Origin of the sequence: Idiomarina sp. Sol25 (assembly GCF_033052775.1) — a bacterium.
Classification (GTDB): Bacteria; Pseudomonadota; Gammaproteobacteria; order Enterobacterales; family Alteromonadaceae; genus Idiomarina.
Window position 1 is genome coordinate 192,060 of the sequence record NZ_JAUPEW010000005.1, and the last position, 17,396, is coordinate 209,455.

General features: G+C 48.0%; 17 protein-coding genes. 4 read left to right on the forward strand and 13 right to left on the reverse strand.

Annotated features, from left to right (window positions below):
- Positions 1-10 precede the first annotated feature (10 nt).
- The 6 genes from Q5L94_RS09425 to lexA form a co-directional block, all read right to left on the reverse strand.
- Positions 11-886, reverse strand: coding sequence for a cytochrome c oxidase subunit 3 (locus Q5L94_RS09425; RefSeq protein WP_317498185.1), 876 nt, complete (start codon positions 884-886; stop codon positions 11-13).
- 12 nt (positions 887-898) lie between these two features.
- A complete protein-coding gene (locus Q5L94_RS09430; RefSeq protein WP_317498186.1) occupies positions 899-1,468 on the reverse strand; it encodes a cytochrome c oxidase assembly protein in 570 nt (189 codons plus the stop codon).
- Between the two features lie 6 nt (positions 1,469-1,474).
- The gene (gene ctaD / locus Q5L94_RS09435) at positions 1,475-3,061 is read right to left on the reverse strand and encodes a cytochrome c oxidase subunit I (protein ID WP_317498187.1); all 1,587 of its coding nucleotides are present in this window, start codon (positions 3,059-3,061) and stop codon (positions 1,475-1,477) included.
- A gap of 10 nt (positions 3,062-3,071) precedes the next feature.
- Positions 3,072-4,193, reverse strand: a complete 1,122-nt coding sequence (coxB, locus tag Q5L94_RS09440) for a cytochrome c oxidase subunit II (protein ID WP_317498215.1) — start codon at positions 4,191-4,193, stop codon at positions 3,072-3,074.
- A gap of 305 nt (positions 4,194-4,498) precedes the next feature.
- Positions 4,499-4,936 carry an SOS-response cell division inhibitor gene (locus Q5L94_RS09445; RefSeq protein WP_317498188.1) on the reverse strand — a complete coding sequence of 146 codons (438 nt, stop codon included), beginning with the start codon at positions 4,934-4,936 and terminating at the stop codon, positions 4,499-4,501.
- Positions 4,933-5,550 (reverse strand): transcriptional repressor LexA, encoded by a 618-nt coding sequence (gene lexA / locus Q5L94_RS09450; protein ID WP_317498189.1) that lies wholly within the window; start codon positions 5,548-5,550, stop codon positions 4,933-4,935. Before lexA ends, Q5L94_RS09445 begins: the two co-directional genes overlap by 4 nt.
- Before the next feature lie 131 nt (positions 5,551-5,681).
- Here lexA and plsB point away from each other — a divergent pair, with 131 nt between their 5' ends.
- Positions 5,682-8,204: a glycerol-3-phosphate 1-O-acyltransferase PlsB gene (gene plsB / locus Q5L94_RS09455; RefSeq protein ID WP_317498190.1), complete on the forward strand. Its 2,523-nt coding sequence runs from the start codon at positions 5,682-5,684 to the stop codon at positions 8,202-8,204.
- Here the strand turns inward: plsB and ubiA are convergent.
- Positions 8,192-9,043, reverse strand: a complete 852-nt coding sequence (gene ubiA, locus Q5L94_RS09460) for a 4-hydroxybenzoate octaprenyltransferase (RefSeq protein WP_317498191.1) — start codon at positions 9,041-9,043, stop codon at positions 8,192-8,194. The genes plsB and ubiA overlap by 13 nt on opposite strands.
- Before the next feature lies 1 nt (position 9,044).
- Positions 9,045-9,626, reverse strand: coding sequence for a chorismate--pyruvate lyase family protein (locus Q5L94_RS09465; RefSeq protein ID WP_317498192.1), 582 nt, complete (start codon positions 9,624-9,626; stop codon positions 9,045-9,047).
- Positions 9,627-9,704: 78 nt separating this feature from the next.
- Between Q5L94_RS09465 and Q5L94_RS09470 the strand changes: the two genes are divergently transcribed.
- Entirely contained in the window at positions 9,705-10,103 is a 399-nt protein-coding gene (locus Q5L94_RS09470; protein ID WP_317498193.1) for a flagellar basal body-associated protein FliL, read from the forward strand.
- Here Q5L94_RS09470 and Q5L94_RS09475 read toward each other — a convergent pair.
- From Q5L94_RS09475 to Q5L94_RS09490, 4 genes are read right to left on the reverse strand one after another with little or no spacing between them, the layout of a single operon-like run.
- Complete coding sequence (locus tag Q5L94_RS09475; RefSeq protein WP_317498194.1) at positions 10,097-10,921, reverse strand: rhomboid family intramembrane serine protease; 825 nt, start codon at positions 10,919-10,921, stop codon at positions 10,097-10,099. The genes Q5L94_RS09470 and Q5L94_RS09475 overlap by 7 nt on opposite strands.
- Positions 10,922-10,924: 3 nt before the next feature.
- Entirely contained in the window at positions 10,925-11,263 is a 339-nt protein-coding gene (gene glpE, locus Q5L94_RS09480; protein WP_317498195.1) for a thiosulfate sulfurtransferase GlpE, read from the reverse strand.
- Between the two features lie 7 nt (positions 11,264-11,270).
- The gene (gene tdh, locus Q5L94_RS09485) at positions 11,271-12,296 is read right to left on the reverse strand and encodes an L-threonine 3-dehydrogenase (protein WP_317498196.1); all 1,026 of its coding nucleotides are present in this window, start codon (positions 12,294-12,296) and stop codon (positions 11,271-11,273) included.
- 10 nt (positions 12,297-12,306) lie between these two features.
- Positions 12,307-13,497 carry a glycine C-acetyltransferase gene (locus Q5L94_RS09490; protein WP_317498197.1) on the reverse strand — a complete coding sequence of 397 codons (1,191 nt, stop codon included), beginning with the start codon at positions 13,495-13,497 and terminating at the stop codon, positions 12,307-12,309.
- Between the two features lie 177 nt (positions 13,498-13,674).
- On the opposite strand from Q5L94_RS09490, the gene coaD reads away from it, so the two are divergent.
- Entirely contained in the window at positions 13,675-14,175 is a 501-nt protein-coding gene (coaD, locus tag Q5L94_RS09495) for a pantetheine-phosphate adenylyltransferase (protein WP_317498198.1), read from the forward strand.
- Positions 14,176-14,181: 6 nt separating this feature from the next.
- Here coaD and Q5L94_RS09500 read toward each other — a convergent pair whose 3' ends face one another.
- Complete coding sequence (locus tag Q5L94_RS09500) at positions 14,182-15,501, reverse strand: sodium-dependent transporter (RefSeq protein WP_317498199.1); 1,320 nt, start codon at positions 15,499-15,501, stop codon at positions 14,182-14,184.
- Positions 15,502-15,710: 209 nt separating this feature from the next.
- Between Q5L94_RS09500 and pckA the strand changes: the two genes are divergently transcribed.
- Positions 15,711-17,312, forward strand: a complete 1,602-nt coding sequence (gene pckA, locus Q5L94_RS09505) for a phosphoenolpyruvate carboxykinase (ATP) (RefSeq protein WP_317498200.1) — start codon at positions 15,711-15,713, stop codon at positions 17,310-17,312.
- The last annotated feature ends 84 nt before the right edge of the window (positions 17,313-17,396 follow it).

The following is a 17,396-nucleotide window of genomic DNA, read 5'->3' on the forward strand; positions in this document are numbered from 1 at the left end:
GCATTTTTTCTTACAGTATGTAAACCACGACGAACAGGCACAACCAAACGACATCGACAAAGTGCCAGTACCAACTTGTCGCCTGAAAAGCGAAGTGGTTATCTGGTGTAAAATGCCCTTTTAAAACCCGCAGGAACATGATGATAAGCATGACGGTTCCTAAGGTTACGTGCATACCGTGGAACCCAGTGAGCATATAAAAGGTATTACCGTAAATACCTGAATCTAAAGTTAAATTTAAATCCTGATAAGCATGTACATATTCGGCACCTTGCAGGTATAGGAAGATGCAACCCAGAATAATCGTAATGGCGAGCATTACGGTCAGCTGTTTACGTTTATTTTGTTCCAGACCCGTGTGGGCAAAGTGACAGGTAACTGAACTGACTAACAAGATAAGCGTGTTAATAGCTGGGAGACCATACCAGCCCATAGCCTGAGTTTCGGTACCACCTGGCGTTTTCACCAGCGGCCACTGCGCGACAAAATCCGGCCATAGAACCTCGTTGGTCATAGCATTGTTACTGTCTCCTCCTAACCATTGCACAGCAATAACGCGAGCATAGAAAAGGGCGCCGAAAAAAGCGGCGAAGAACATGACCTCGGAAAAAATAAACCAGCTCATGCCTTGTTTGTAGGATTCGCCGAGCTGGCTGCTGTATTTACCGCTCATGGACTCGTTAATCTGATCGCGGAACCAGCCAAAAAGCATGATGGCCATAACGATTAAGCCAAGGATCAATACAGTACTGCCATGACCGTCTTGCTCTTTACTCATGTCGATAACGGTGTGCCCTGCGCCCCAGGCTATTAAACCTAAGCCAATTGCTCCAACAATAGGCCAGGGACTGGAAGCAGGAACATAGTAACTTTGTTGTTCTGCCATAACGTCGATTCCTTATTCTGTTTTTAACAGCTGAACCATTTGCTCAGCCGACGTATTGGCTGTCATATCGTACAGCGTGTATGACAGGGTAAATGTCGTAATGTGATCGGGAATGTCCGGATCCAGATAAAATTGCATTGGCATTTCTGTTTCAGCGCCGGCGGCCAGCGGTTGCTGGTTGAAGCAAAAGCACTCTACTTTATTCAGGTAAAGAGAGGCCTCAGCTGGCGCAACAGACGGAATAGCCTGAGCGACCATGTTTGATGAAGTCGGGTTTTTTGCTAAGAAATTGACCACTTTAACTTCACCAGGATGAATCTTGATCTGTTTGATCGACGGTTCAAACTTCCACGGAATACCTTTAGCATTTCGTGTAATAAATTGAACATTAACCGTTCGTGATTCGTCCACTTCAACCTGTTGATAAACCGCCGCTTCGTTACTGGTACGGCCGTTAAAGCCGGTCACTTCACAAAAAACATCATAAAGTGGTACCAGTGCAAAGCCGAAGGCAAACATCCCGGCGACTGTCAGTAACAGTCGCTTAACCAGAATGCTGTTGTCGGGGCGCTGCTCAGACATGAGTCATCACTCCACTTTCGGTGGTTTTTCGAAGGTGTGATAAGGCGCTGGCGATGGAACTGTCCATTCCAGTCCTTCTGCGCCATCCCATGGTTTAGCTGCTGCTTTTTCACCGCCTCTTATACATTTGATAACAACCCAAAGGAAAAGCAGCTGCGACAAGCCGAAAGCAAAACCACCAATACTGGTTATTTGGTTTACGTCCGCAAATTGGGTCGCATAATCAGGAATACGCCGCGGCATGCCAGCCAAACCTGCAAAATGCATAGGAAAAAACAGCACATTTACAGAGATAAGTGATGTCCAGAAATGCGTTTTAGCCAGAGTACTGTCGTACATATGCCCGGTCCATTTAGGTAGCCAGTAATAAGCTGCTGCCATGATCGAGAAAATGGCACCTGTTACCAGAACATAGTGGAAGTGAGCAACCACAAAGTAGGTATCGTGATACTGAAAATCGGCAGGAATTATAGCCAGCATTAAACCGGAGAAGCCGCCGATGGTAAACAGAATCACAAATGCGAGCGCAAACAACATTGGAGTTTCAAACGTCATGGAACCGCGCCACATAGTAGCTACCCAGTTAAAGATTTTAACCCCGGTGGGAACGGCAATGAGCATGGTGCAGTACATAAAGAACAGCTCAGCAAATACAGGCATACCGGTGGTGAACATGTGGTGAGCCCACACCAGGAATGACAACAATGCTATCGCGGCCGTGGCATAGACCATGGAGGAGTAGCCGAACAATCGCTTTCGGGCAAAGGCCGGTATAATTGCAGAAATGATACCAAAGGATGGCAAAATCATGATGTAAACTTCCGGATGACCGAAGAACCAAAATATGTGTTGGTACATAACCGGGTCGCCACCCCCGGCAGCATCAAAGAAGCTAGTGCCGAAATATTTGTCCGTCAACAACATGGTGACAGCACCGGCCAGAACCGGCATTACCGCGATAAGCAGAAAAGCTGTAATGAACCATGTCCATGCGAACAGGGGCATTTTCATATAGTTCATGCCAGGAGCGCGCATGTTCATAATGGTCACAATGACGTTAATAGCGCCCATTATGGATGAAATACCCATGATGTGTACTGAGAATACGAACAATGCAGTTGAATCGGAGCTGTAAGTTGTGGAGAGCGGTGCGTAAGCTGTCCAGCCAAATGCCGGGCCTCCACCTTCCATAAACAAAGAGCCCAATAAAATCATGAAAGCAAAGGGTAGTATCCAGAAGCTCCAGTTATTCATCCGCGGCAGCGCCATATCCGGTGCCCCAATCATCATGGGTATCATCCAGTTAGCTAGCCCGGTAAAAGCAGGCATAACTGCGCCGAAAATCATAACCAGACCATGTACTGTGGTCATTTGATTAAAGAAATGTGGATCAACTAATTGCAGACCCGGTTGAAATAACTCGGCCCGAATCACCATTGCCATGGCGCCGCCCACAAAGAACATGGCCAGGCTTAACAGTAAGTACATTGACCCAATATCTTTATGGTTGGTAGTAAATAGCCAACGACCAATACCAGACGGCTTATGATCGTGGTGTGTGTCGTGATGTGTCTCTTCCACTGCAGTGCTCATCACCGTCTCCTTATTGATTCATGACTTCGTTAATATCGGCGGCCTGAATCAGGTCTCCGGTATCGTTACCCCAGGCATTACGCTCGTAGGTGATAACCGCAGCTAATTCGCGCATGGAAAGTTGACTTCCAAAGGCCTGCATGGCTGTTCCGTTCACGCCATTAACGACAATGTTTATGTGCTCATCTTTTGCCTCAGGATCTATCGAAACGCCCGATCCTGCTAGTGCCGGAAACGTTCCGTCGATGCCCTGACCGTTAGCTTGATGACAAGCAGAGCAGGTACTGTTGTAGACTTTTTCGCCAAGATCCATGAGTTCGTCTTTAGACATTTCCATGGCAAGCAACTCTTGTTCACGCTCACGCGCTTTGCGTTGCTCTTCTTCTTTCTCGGTAATCCATTTTTCGTATTCAGCAGGCTCTTTGGCTATAACAACGATAGGCATGAAGCCATGGTCTTTGCCACATAACTCAGCGCACTGGCCACGGTAAATACCGGGTTCGTCTACTTTGGTCCAGGTTTCATTAATAAAGCCCGGATTCGCATCTTTTTTAATGGAGAAGTCAGGAACCCACCAGCTGTGAATAACATCGTCTGAAGTGACCAGGAAGCGAACTTTTTTATTGGTTGGGATAACTAACGGGCGATCGACCTCTAATAAATAGTTTTCACCTTTCTCAAACTGATTGTTAATTTGCTCCTGTTGTGTGGCTAAACGACTGAAATATTCAACTTCGTTTTCAAAGTATTTGTAATGCCACTTCCATTGCGATCCGGTGACTTGCACCGTGACATCTGCATCCGATGTATCTTCCATAGCAATGAGTGTGGTTGTCGCCGGCACTGCCATACCTGCAAGAATCAGCAGCGGAACTATAGTCCAGGCAATCTCAACCTTGATGTTTTCGTGGAAATTGGAAGGGTTTGGGTTTTTCGACTTCCTGTGGCGGATTATCGAAATAAACATGAGACCAAATACAATTACGCCAATGACGCAGCAGATATAGAAAATCGTCATGTGGAGATCGTAAACCTGGTTACTAACTTCAGTGACACCTTGGGTCATATTGAGTTGCGACTTAGCAGCAGCCGGTAGACTCGTTAGCGCCAATAGTGCCCACAAAGGCTTCATTTTCACGTGGCTTCTCCTCTTATTCTTCAATGAGACAGCAAAGCGAGTTTTGCTCGTCTGAATTAGAAGAACAAAGAGGTAAGCAGAAAAAGGTACAGCTTCTCCCCAGAAATCGCTTTCTCTACTGACTCTTTGTTGTAGTTATCGTTATTATATTATTTTTATATTCGGGTACTGCATTTATTAACGAATTTACAACGAAAGATCCAGATCAAATCACACAAACGAACAAAAAATAATCGGATCTGTTAAAAAAAGGCTGCAAAAGCAGCCTTGGAGAAGAAAACACACTAACAAAGGTGGGGTTAGTGCAGGTGGGATGTCAGTGTGTTTTTATCAAACAGAAAATATTGTGTCTCGCTCAATTTACTGGCCATTTTCGCACGCTGCCAGGTACGACTGGAAACAGAGTCTAAATAACCAATAACCATACTACTGGTACCTGCCAGTAAAGCCTGTTCCAGTGCCCATTCACAGCGTTCGGCGGAGTGGCTGCGTAACCAGCGAATTTGAGATTCAGCTACGCCGCAGGCAATAAGTTGCTGAATGACGTTTTTGTCGCCCCCGATAACGGTTATCCACTGGCTGGGTTTTTGTCGCAAAGCCCGTTGTACAACAGGGGAGAGGCTATCGACGTCAAATGAATCCTGGCTGCTTTTCGCATCCATAGGAAAGGGCGAGACCGCAGTTTCGGCAGTCCACAGACCTGGATGATGTAATTTTTGCTGATATTGAGTTTTCATAAGGTCGCTCCGTTTCTGATCACACCTACCGCAAGTCCTTCAATGGCAAAAACTTGCTCCGCAAGATTGACAGTAATGGTAGAGAAATCTTTATTTTCAGGATGAAGCAAAATAGTTTTCCCGCGCTGTTCAAAACGCTTTACAGTGACTTCGTCTTCAACTCGTGCAACGACTATTTGTCCGTTACGGGCTTGTTCGGTTTTATGTACAGCGAGTAAGTCGCCGTCTAAAATTCCAATGTCTCTCATGCTCATACCGTTTACTTTTAGCAAGAAACTGGCGGCAGGATGAAACATTGATTCATCAACTTTGTAATGCCCTTCAACGTGTTGTTCAGCCAATAAAGGTTCGCCTGCTGCAACCTGGCCGATTAACGGCAGGCCATCGGCTATATCGTAGTCATCGCCGACAAGGCGAATACCGCGCGACATGCCGGGGAGTATTTCAATAACGCCTTTACGGGCAAGCGCTTTTAGGTGCTCCTCTGCGGAGTTCGCAGAGCGAAAACCCAGCTTATGGGCAATTTCGGCACGGGTCGGCGGCATGCCGGTTGCGTGCAGATTATCCTTAATAAGCTCAAGAATTTCAGATTGTCTTGGTGTTAACGGGCGCATAATGTACCTGTTTATTTGTACAGTGATACTGTGAGTATATACAGGCAAATTGATTTCGCAAGTAATTTCTTGAACGACATTTTTACACGAAGTTGGTATCCTGTGTTTCTGTTTAAAACAGAGGTCTCTATATGAAAGGAATAAGCCGCTTTTTCCCTATTTTAAAATACCCGTTACGCTGGTTAACGCGTTTTCAGGAAATTTGGGATGGCACTGAAGAAGAGCATTTAACAACGGTTGGCAAGCCAATTGTCTATGTAATGCGTTCAACCTCTAAAGCGGATCTATCCATTTTGCAACGGGCGGCGCAAAAGCGCGGCTTGCCTGACCCTGTCGACCCTCTTGTGGTGAATGGTAAAACCTATAACCGAATCATGTACCTGGAAGAACTGGCGAATGAGGTATCGGAACAAACCGTCTCTGAATTTCACCAACTACTTACCCTGCATAAAGACCAGCCTGAACTGGATGTTCACCTTATACCTGCGGGCGTATTCTGGGGCCGCCAGGCGGGAGAAGAGGCGCATGCCGGTAACACCATGACCGGTGACTTAGATAACCCGGGCCATTGGCGTAAATTCTGGCTGATAATTTTTTCTGGCCGACAAGTGTTGCTGCGCTTTTCACGTTCGGTGAGCCTGGGCACAATGGCGCGCGACCATGGCACCGATATGCGCATAGCGCACAAATTAGCGCGGGTAGCGCGAGTTCACTTCGTACGTATGCGCCATGCCGTTGCCGGTCCTAAACTGAGCCAGCGCAAAGAGCTGATGTCAGCACTTATTAATACCCCGGCGTTAAAAAAGGCGGTATCTGATGAAGCCAGAGGCAAAAAAATCAGTGAAGAAGCCGCCCGCAAGCGCGCTTTATCTTATATTGATGAAATCGCCGCCAACTATAACTCGACGCTTATCCGAGTGTTAGATCGTTTTATGACCTGGATGTGGAACCGGATTTACAACGGCATTCATGTAAAAGGCGGGGATACGATTCGACGACTGGCGCAACAAGGGCATGAAGTTATCTATGTCCCTTGCCATCGAAGCCACATGGACTATTTGCTGCTCAGCTATGTTATTTATAAAGAAGGCCTTGTACCGCCGCACATAGCGGCTGGCGTGAACCTTAACTTTTTTCCTGTCGGCGGAATTTTCCGCCGTGGCGGCGCGTTCTTTATTCGCCGCAGCTTCCGGGGTAACAAATTGTACTCCGCGGTTTTTCGTGAATACTTGTGCTGGTTGTTCCAAAAAGGCTACCCGGTGGAATACTTCAGTGAAGGCGGTCGCTCCAGAACTGGCCGCTTATTACCGCCTAAAACCGGTATGCTGGCAATGACCGTGCAGGGTATGTTGCGCGACCAGCAGCGTCCGGTATCGCTGGTACCAGTGTACCTTGGTTACGAGCATATTATGGAAGTGGCTACTTACCTGAAAGAGCTTAAGGGGAAAGACAAGGAAAAAGAGTCGGTTTTCCAAATTCTGAAAACCGTCGCTAAACTGCGCAACTTTGGTCAGGGTTTTGTGACTTTCGGTCAGCCGATTAATTTAAAACACCATCTGGATAAAGTGGCGCCTAACTGGCATGAATCGGTCACCCGAGGGGCGCAGGAACCGGAGCGTCCAGGCTGGTTAAACCCGGTGGTAGGTGGTTTAGCCGAGCAAGTTATGCAAGGCATTAACGATTCAGCGGCGGCAAACAGCGTTAATCTTACCGCATTGGCGTTACTGAGTTCAGAGCACCACGCACTGATGAAAGAGGAGTTGTTGGCTCAGTTGGAGGTTTATCTGGGCGTGCTGCGCGAGGTACCTTACAGCAATATGATGAGCGTGCCGGACGAGACACCGGAAGAGCTTTGGCAACAGGCACTGCGTACTGACAAATTTACGGTTGATAGCGACACCATGGGTGAAGTCGTGTCGCTCGAGCGTATGACAGCCATAGCAATGACATACTATCGGAATAATATACTTCACATGATGGTGGTTCCCGGTATTGTCGCGTCAATTATCATGGCGAAGAAAAACGTCAGCGTGGCCGAAATTGCGGCGCGGACACAGGCAATTTATCCGTCATTAAAAGCAGAGCTCTATTTGAGTCATAATGTTGAAGACTTGCCACTCTGGACGGAAGCTCTTGCAGAAGAGTTGGCGCGACAACAGCTAATTACTCTGGAAGATGGCGTTTGCACCATTGCGCAACGGGAAAGTGCGCAGTGGTATCGGCTACGGTTATTGGCCAACAGTGCCAGTGAAACCTTGCAGCGTTACTGTATTGTACTTGAGTTGCTGCAACAGGCGCAGCCTATCATGCGCGCGGATCTTGAAAAGCAATCTATTACTCTGGCCGAACGCTTGAGTTCCATTCACGGCATTGATGCGCCCGAATTTTATGATAAGAAAGTCATGTCGACGCTGATTGCCAGTTTAAAACAGCAAGGTCTGGTAGAAATTAATGACGACGGTCAGCAAATTGCTGCAGAGCCGGTGGGTGAGCTCAGCGACCAGGTCGATGAGCTCATTGACGGTCCGGTGCTACAAACCATCCGTCAGTCGGTTGAGCAGTTCGTTCAGCAGCTAAAAGAGCAGGCCGAACATGAACAAAAAGAAGCACTAAAAGAAGAGCAAAAACCGACTGAGAGTGATCAGAACCAGTAATGCACGGCTAAGCCAATAGCGAATACCATGCCAATATAATGGTTATGCAGAAAAGCCTGGAAGCACTTTCCGGGCTCCCTGTGCCGTATTAGCCAGTGCTGGTAAGCAAACAACAGAAAAACAGCCGCTAATGCCAGCCACACCCAAAGTTCAACGGTAATTAAATGCAATACCCAGCCCAATAAGCCTAGAGTAGCAAGTTGCAACAGGCCAATAGCCAGACGGTCGAAGCGACCAAACAAAATTGCTGTGCTCTGCAGGCCTATCTTTAAGTCGTCTTCGCGGTCTGCCATGGCATATTCGGTATCGTAGGCGACCGTCCAGAGAATATTGGCAAGAAATAGTAAGCCAGCAATAAACCATTGGTCAGATTCCAGTGCGGTAAAGGCCATGAGAATACCGAAACTAAAGGCGATGCCCAGTACAATTTGTGGCAAATGCGTCCAGCGTTTACAAAACGGGTAAAGCGCAGCTACGCCAGCTGCGAAAAAGCTGAGCATGACTGTTTCAGTGTTCAGCTGCATAACCAACCCGAAGGCAATGGCTAAGAGAGCAATGAAGCCTATCATTGCTTCAGTTGCCGATATTTTTCCCGCCGGAATGGGACGTTGTCGGGTGCGGCGTACGTGGCCGTCATAATTGCGGTCGGCAAAGTCGTTAATAACGCAGCCGGCAGAGCGCATGACAAAAGTACCGAGCAGAAATATCACAACGATACGTAGGGGCGGCTCGCCGGCGCCGGCTATCATGAGTGCCCAGATTGTCGGCCAGGCAAGCAGATAGGTACCAATAGGTCTGTCCGCACGCATTAACTGCCAAAAAGCGACTAACTTTTGCATACTAACTCCTGTTATTCGGCGAAGAGTAAAGTGGCGACGGCTGCAGAAATATTTCACTGACTAACAATTGCTCACCACCCGTGGAAAATATTCTGCGTCTGCCCAGCAGCCTATGGTTTTGCCCAAACCACTGCTGATTAAGCAGGGCAACCGGGTGCGGCAACGCAACTTCTGCGACTTCTATTTGCCCGCAGTGTAAGTCGCTACGGGCGAATAAAGACTCGCCCAACGACTGATTCCCCAGCTGTTCTAAATTCAGTGTATTGGTGTTTTCGGCGCTGGGTGAAAATAGGCTGCGCGCAAAAACCCAAGGCTTTTCATTACAGTATAGTAGAACTTCACGGATAACGACTTGGTCTTTACCCTTTAGCCTTTGTTTTTCTTCAGTGTTAGGGTAAAGCAATTTCTGGCCTAGTAATTTAACAGAAAAGTGCTGATTTATTTGCTTCAGACGCTCTGTAAGCGAACCTTCGTAAAGCAACCAGTCGGCTTGCTTTGGGGTTAATTCAAGTTGTTCGGGCGGTGTCCATTGCAGCGCTTTGCTAACTGGAAAAGCCGGGGTAGCATAAAACTCTGTTGTCATTTGTGTTGGCGTTATTAAGCTCTGTCGCTATGATAGCAGAGAGAACTTAATTGAACAGCAATCGGGCCGGGTAGGGCTATGAAACTTCTGATAACAGTATTTGCCAGTATTTTTCTTTGGTTCAGCAGTGTAACAGTGGCGTCAGCAGACGACGTTTCGTACTACGGCTTTGAGCCTGATATCACCACAAATTACCTGAAAGAGGGTAATGATTACCGGTTGGGTTTTATTCGGGTTGCTATTGAAGTGATGGTGCCGGATCCCAGTTACGTTAGTGTGGTAGAGCACCATGCGCCTTTACTGCGTAATGCCTTTGTGTCAATTTTAGGTACCGCGACTGAACGTCAGGTGCGAACCATGACGGGACGCGACCAACTTCGTTTAAAATGTATAGAAAGAGCAAAAGAGCTGATGCGGCAGGAAACCGGTAATCCGGTTATCCGCGATGTTCTTTTTACTAAGTACATTTATCAGTGAAGCTGCCGCATTTTAGGGTTTAACCAACGCACCAAAAAGCCTGCGAAACAGCCGGAAAGCAGTCCGGCCAGATGGGCTTCGTTAGCAACATTGACCCACAGCATGTCGGTGTAGCCAATTACTAACCACAGCAGCATAAAAATAATGAGCCCCGGTGGCAGGTACAGCGGCGTGGGGCGATTAAAGCTGTATATCCAGCAGAAGCCAAGCAGGCCATAGACCACCCCAGACAGCCCGCCAAAGTTAGGGCCATTGAACAGGTACTGAATAACGTTTGCAGTAATACCGCAAAATAACAGCAGAGCCAGTAACCAGGATATCCCCAGAGAACGTTCAATACGGCCGCCCAGATACCACCACCAGAAAATGTTAAAGACCAGGTGAAGCAGTGTAAAGTGCATCAGTACCGGGGTAATAAAGCGCCAGGGCTGATCGTAGGGAAGCGCTGAAAAATATTGGCTTATCCTCAATGTTTCCAGCACGGCTTCGGGATAAATTTGCACCATCCCAAACACCAGCAACGCCAACACAGCGACAATTCGGGTTAGCCACCCGCTTTGCTGTAACAAACTAAAAGACAGTGATGATGAGCCTCGTTCTGAAGCTTGCTGTTCTTTTATTGGTTCAGCGGCTAGCTCCGGGTTATCTTTAAACTGTTGAATGAATGTCTTAGCAGCGGCTTCATAGCTGCTTTGGTGTAACCACAGTTCCAATTGCTCACCGCGTTCGGTAACGCTGACTGGCATGCCTTGCTGACGTAAATACTGATACAGCTTGTGCATCCAGTCTGAGTCGCGGCTGCTGAGCAATCGTCGCATGGTTTAATCCCTTTCGGTTTCTTTATGAGAAGTGTGTTCAGGAAAAGACATGGACCAGGCCGTATAGCCGCCGTCCATGCTGTGCACATCAGTAAAACCGTTGCCTGCTATGTAGCCAGCGGCACCTTGACTGCTAATGCCATGGTAGCAAACCACTATCACTTTTTGGTTTTTATCAACCGAACCGAGGAACTGCGGCAGATTGCTGTTATCCAGGTGTTGAGAGCCTGGGATGTGTCCCGCGGCAAAGGACTGCGGGTCACGGATATCAACAAAAACCGCATCGCCATTTTGCCAATGCTCAACGGCGATGGGTAAGTCCATTAGCTGATAATTGCTCATTTAAGCGTTAATCCCAGTTCAGTATGACTTTGCCGGATTGGCCTGAAATCATGGTTTCAAAGCCTTTTTCATAGTCATCAATAGGCATTTCGTGCGTTAAAATAGGTGAAATATCCAGCCCGGACTGCAGCAAACTGGCCATTTTGTACCAGGTTTCAAACATCTCGCGGCCGTAAATGCCTTTAATAACCAAGCCTTTAAAAATAACCTGATTCCAGTCTATAGCGATGTTTTCAGGCGGAATGCCCAGCATGGCAATTTTGCCGCCATGGTTCATGGTTTCCAGCATTTGTGAAAACGCAGACGGAACACCGGACATTTCCAGACCCACATCAAAGCCTTCTTTCATGCCCAACTCGTTCATAACGTCAGAGAGCTTTTCCTTGCTAACGTCCACTGCGCGGGTTACACCCATTTTACGAGCTAAGTCCAAGCGGTATTCGTTTACGTCGGTAATAACCACGTGGCGTGCGCCAACGTGACGGGCAACGGCGGCGGCCATTATGCCAATAGGACCCGCACCGGTAATCAGCACGTCTTCACCCACCAGGTCAAAAGCCAGTGCGGTGTGAACCGCATTACCAAACGGGTCAAATACGGCGGCCATTTCGTCAGTGACGTCATCTGGCAGTTTGAAAGCGTTTTCAGCTGGCAGTGCTAAGTATTCTGCAAAAGCACCCGGACGATTCACACCCACGCCATAGGTGTTGCGGCACAAGTGACGACGGCCGGCACGGCAGTTACGACAGTGACCACAGGTAATGTGGCCTTCGCCGGAAACGCGGTCGCCAATTTCAAAGCCGCGAACACCGTCGCCCATAGCGGCAACTTCCCCCACGTATTCGTGACCCACCACCATAGGCACAGGAATGGTTTTTTGCGACCAGTCGTCCCATTTGTAAATGTGAACATCGGTACCGCAAATGGCGGTTTTCTTAATTTTAATCAGCAAATCGTTGTAGCCGCATTCAGGCTTCTCAACGTCCGTCATCCAAATGCCGGGTTTTGCGTGCAGTTTTGATAAAGCTTTCATTATTTACTCCTTAAATCACACCCAGCTCTTTACCTATACGAGTAAAGGCTTCAATGGTGCGATCCAGTTGTTCACGTGTGTGTGCCGCAGACATTTGCGTGCGGATACGAGCTTTGCCTTTAGGAACGACAGGGAAGGAAAAGCCGATCACATAAATATCTTCTTCTAACAGGCGGTCTGACATTTCTGAAGCCAGTTTGGCGTCGCCTACCATGACGGGAATAATAGCGTGGTCTGCGCCGCTCAACGTAAAGCCGGCTTGAGTCATTTGCTCACGGAAGTAGCAGGCATTTCCCCACAGCTGAGCGCGCAGCTCATGGCCTTCGGCCAGCATATCGAGTACACGAATCGAAGCCTGCACAATGGCCGGTGCAACTGAATTAGAGAACAGGTAAGGGCGTGAGCGCTGGCGTAACCAGTCAATCACTTCTTTCTTACCTGACGTGTAACCACCCGATGCACCGCCCAAAGCTTTACCTAAGGTGCCCGTGATGATATCAACACGACCCATCACATCGCAGTACTCATGCGTACCTTTACCATTTTCACCTAAGAAGCCAGTGGCGTGGCAGTCGTCCATCATAACCAGCGCGCCGTATTGGTCGGCCAGGTCGCAAATACCTTTTAAGTTCGCAATAACGCCGTCCATAGAAAAGACGCCGTCGGTAGCAATTAATTTGTGACGCGCGCCGTCTGCGTCTGCCTGTTTAAGCTGAGCTTCTAAATCTTCCAGGTTGTTGTTTTTGTAGCGGTAGCGCTTGGACTTACTCAGGCGAATGCCATCAATAATGCTGGCGTGGTTGAGCTCGTCACTTATGATGGCGTCCTCCGGACCCATCAGGGTTTCGAATAAGCCACCGTTCGCATCAAAACATGAGGAATACAAAATGGTGTCTTCTGTGCCTAAAAATTCGCTTAGCTTTTGTTCCAGTGTTTTGTGAATGTCCTGAGTACCACAAATAAAACGGACAGAGGCAGTACCGAAACCGTGTTCGTCCAGGCCCTGTTTCGCGGCTTTAATTAAGTCCGGGTGGTTTGCCAGACCCAGGTAGTTGTTAGCGCAGAAGTTGAGTACCTTGCGGTCGTTAACCGTAATTTCAGAGCTTTGGTCCGAACTGATAATACGTTCTTTCTTGTACAGGCCATCGGCTTTGGTTTCGGCCAGTTGATCGGCCAGTTGCTGATAAAAGGCTGAGCTCATTGTTTACTCCACTATTTGAAAACGTAAGTTACCGTCTAGTTTACTGATGTTAGTCGCAACTCGCATCCTTAATTTGAATATCGGGCTTTTGTTTAGTGTGCACTTGCGTGTACTCTTTAGGCCAAATAAAAAGCGTGCAAATAAAGTGCTTGCACAAATAACGGTTTAGGAGACTCTATGCACCGTCGAGCAATTTATCCGGGAACCTTTGATCCCATTACAAATGGCCACGCCGACTTAATTGAACGGGCCGCGAGCTTGTTTAGTGAAATTGTAGTAGGTATAGCAGAAAGCCCCAGTAAAAAGCCGCTGTTTAGTCTGGAAGAGCGGGTTTTACTGGCGCAACAAGTGACTGAAAACCTCGATAATGTCACTGTCGTTGGCTTCTCCGGACTGTTGGTCAACTTTGCCAAAGAGTACGAAGCAACAGTGCTTATTCGCGGATTACGTGCGGTGTCTGATTTTGAATACGAATTTCAGCTAGCCAACATGAACCGACGCTTGGCGCCGAATCTGGAAAGCGTGTTTCTGACGCCAGCAGAGGAAAACTCGTTTATTTCTTCTTCTCTGGTAAAAGAGGTAGCGCTGCATGGCGGCGACGTTTCCGGCTTTACTGACGCCCGGGTGGCGTCAGCACTGGAACAGAAGTTTTCCGGTAAGCGTCCGGGCAAAAGTTAACCCGGCTTAGCTAAAGGCTACGTGGTAAAACACGATGCTCATCAGTACCGGACATAAATAACGGATATGCCAGCGTAACAAGGTTAAACCGACACTGCCCGCAGCAATCGCTTTCAGGTGATTGCTGCGGTGCCATAACCAGCCCACCACCAGCAAATAGAATAAGCCTGACAGCGGCAGCTGGAACTGTGTGACTGCCGTAACAACCCAGCCAAACAGCGGTTCAAAGAACAGTATTAGTAGCAGCGAAAACACTGCAATAACGCTCAGTGAGAGAGCTGTTGCCACTGGCCGTTTCAGTTTGCGCTCTTCTATGCAGTAAGACACCGGTACTTCGGCCTGAGCAATGGTCGAGGTGAGAGCAGCAATACTCAGCAACATGAAAAATGCAAACGCCACAAAGGGCCCGGCAATGCCCATACTATTGAATAGCTCTGGCAGTACCGCAAAAATGAGTTGGCCTTCACCAATGAGTTTAGAGCCGTCGCCGACATCAACGCCCAGGTGAATGCCCGCGTACAGAGCCGGAATAATTAACAGCCCCGCCAGGAAAGCGATAAAAGTGTCCAGTGCGGCTACGGACAAGCTTAAACGACCTAAGTTAGCACCCGGTTTCAGGTAGGAACCGTATATCATCATGCCGCCCAAACCAATAGAGAGCGAGAAGAACGCTTGCCCCATAGCGGCCACTAAAATGCTGGTGTCAGTTATTAAGTTGAAGTCGGGAACAAGGTATTTTTTCAGGCCTTCGTCGGCTCCGGGTAGGGTCAGCATGTAGGCAATTAGCGCCACCAGTAAAACGACTAAGGTAGGCATAAGACGCTTTGACCAGCGTTCTATACCTTTTTCTACACCCTGAAAAACTACATAAGCTGTTGCCAGCAAAAATACGGCAGTGAAAATCAAGTCGCGGGTTAGTGAGCTGTTCAGCAAAAATTCTGCAGCAACTTCAATACCAAAGCCGCGAGCCAGAAAGCCTAAAGCATGAACTAACATCCAGCCGGCAACCACATGATAAAAGCTGAGCATTAAGCAGGAGCCCAGTACATTCAGGTAACCCATTAAACGGCCAATAGGGCGCGCGCGGCCTTCAGACAGTTGTGTTAAAGAGCGAACGGGGTTCGCCTGCGCACTATGGCCTATCAGCATTTCGCTGTACAAAGCGGGTATAGCAAGTATAAAGATTACGCAAAGATACACCAGCAGAAAGGCACCGCCGCCGTGGTTCGCAACCTGAGTCGGAAAGCCCCAAATATTTCCCAGGCCAACTGCAGAGCCCGCTGCCGCTAATATAAAGCCAATTCGGCTGTGAAAGGAGTCACGCATAAATGATCAGAAACCCGCTGCTGCTTACAAAAGTCAGGCGGGCATTCTAACGAACTGGCAAAATTTTGCCCTATCTTTTTTTACACAATCAGGTTAATATTCGCGCCCTGAAAATGAGCCAGTAACCAAGCTGTAAAACAGGATGCTTTACGTTGTGTTACTGCTGTTAACGTTAACAATCTAGACCGTAATCTCAGGAGCCTTACGTCATGCCTAATCTGGATCTGAGCCGCTACGGCATCACAGATGTCGAAGAAATTGTCCATAACCCGTCCTACGACCTGCTATTCGAAGAGGAAACTCGCACCGACCTGCAAGGTTATGAAAAGGGAACGGTAACGGACCTGGGTGCGGTTGCTGTCGATACCGGAATTTTCACCGGACGTTCCCCTAAAGACAAATACATTGTCCGCGATGACACAACTCGCGATACCGTCTGGTGGGCTGATCAAGGCAAGAACGACAACAAACCACTGTCGACCGAAACCTGGAACGAACTGAAAGGTTTGGTTACCGAGCAGCTTTCGAAAAAGCGTTTGTTTGTGGTTGATACCTATTGCGGCGCTAACGAAGACACTCGTCTTGCAGTTCGCTTCATTACCGAGGTGGCATGGCAGGCGCATTTCGTAAAAAATATGTTCATTCGCCCAAGCGAAGAAGAGCTGGAAAACTTTGAGCCAGACTTCGTTGTTATGAATGGTGCTAAGTGCATTAATCCTAAGTGGCAGGAACAGGAACTGAATTCAGAAAACTTTGTGGCGTTCAACTTAACTGAAAAAATTCAGTTAATTGGCGGTACATGGTACGGCGGCGAAATGAAAAAAGGGATGTTCTCAATGATGAACTACTTCCTGCCGCTTAAAGGCATTGCTTCTATGCACTGCTCTGCCAACGTAGGCAAAGAAGGCGACGTGGCTATTTTCTTCGGTTTGTCAGGTACCGGTAAAACTACCCTGTCAACGGACCCGAAACGCGCACTCATTGGTGACGACGAACACGGTTGGGATGACGACGGCGTATTCAACTTTGAAGGTGGCTGCTATGCCAAAACCATCAACTTGTCGAAAGAAGCCGAACCCGACATTTACAACGCGATTCGCCGCGATGCTTTATTAGAAAACGTTGCTGTCGATGACAACGGAGTCGTTGATTTTGACGACAATTCGAAAACTGAAAACACTCGCGTGTCTTACCCGATTCATCACATAGAAAACATTGTGAAGCCGGTTTCTAAAGCTGGTCACGCGAAAAAAGTGATTTTCTTGACCGCGGATGCTTTCGGTGTATTGCCTCCGGTTTCTAAGTTAACTAAAGAGCAGGCGCAGTATCATTTCTTGTCCGGCTTTACTGCTAAATTAGCCGGTACTGAGCGCGGTGTTACTGAGCCTACGCCAACTTTCTCCAGCTGTTTTGGCGCGGCGTTCTTAAGCCTGCACCCAACGCAGTACGCGGAAGTTTTGGTTAAGCGCATGGAAGCGGCTGGCGCAGAAGCGTACCTGGTTAATACCGGTTGGAACGGCACTGGCAAACGCATTTCTATTAAAGCGACGCGCGCTATTATTGACGCTATTTTAGATGGTTCAATTGAGGACGCTGAGTTTGTAGAGCTGCCTCACTTTAACTTAGCTATGCCAACTGAGCTGGCTGGCGTTGAAGACAGTAGCATTCTTGACCCGCGCAAAACTTACGAAGATGACGGTGAGTGGGACGTTCGCGCGAAAGACTTAGCAGAACGTTTTGTCGCAAACTTTGAGAAATTTACTGACACCGATAACGGTAAAGCTTTGGTTGCCGCAGGCCCTCAGCTGTAAATTCATAGTTTGAAACAAATTAAAGGGCTCGTAACACTTGTTACGGGCCCTTTGTCTTTCTAAGATAGGCGCTTCTTAAGCAAA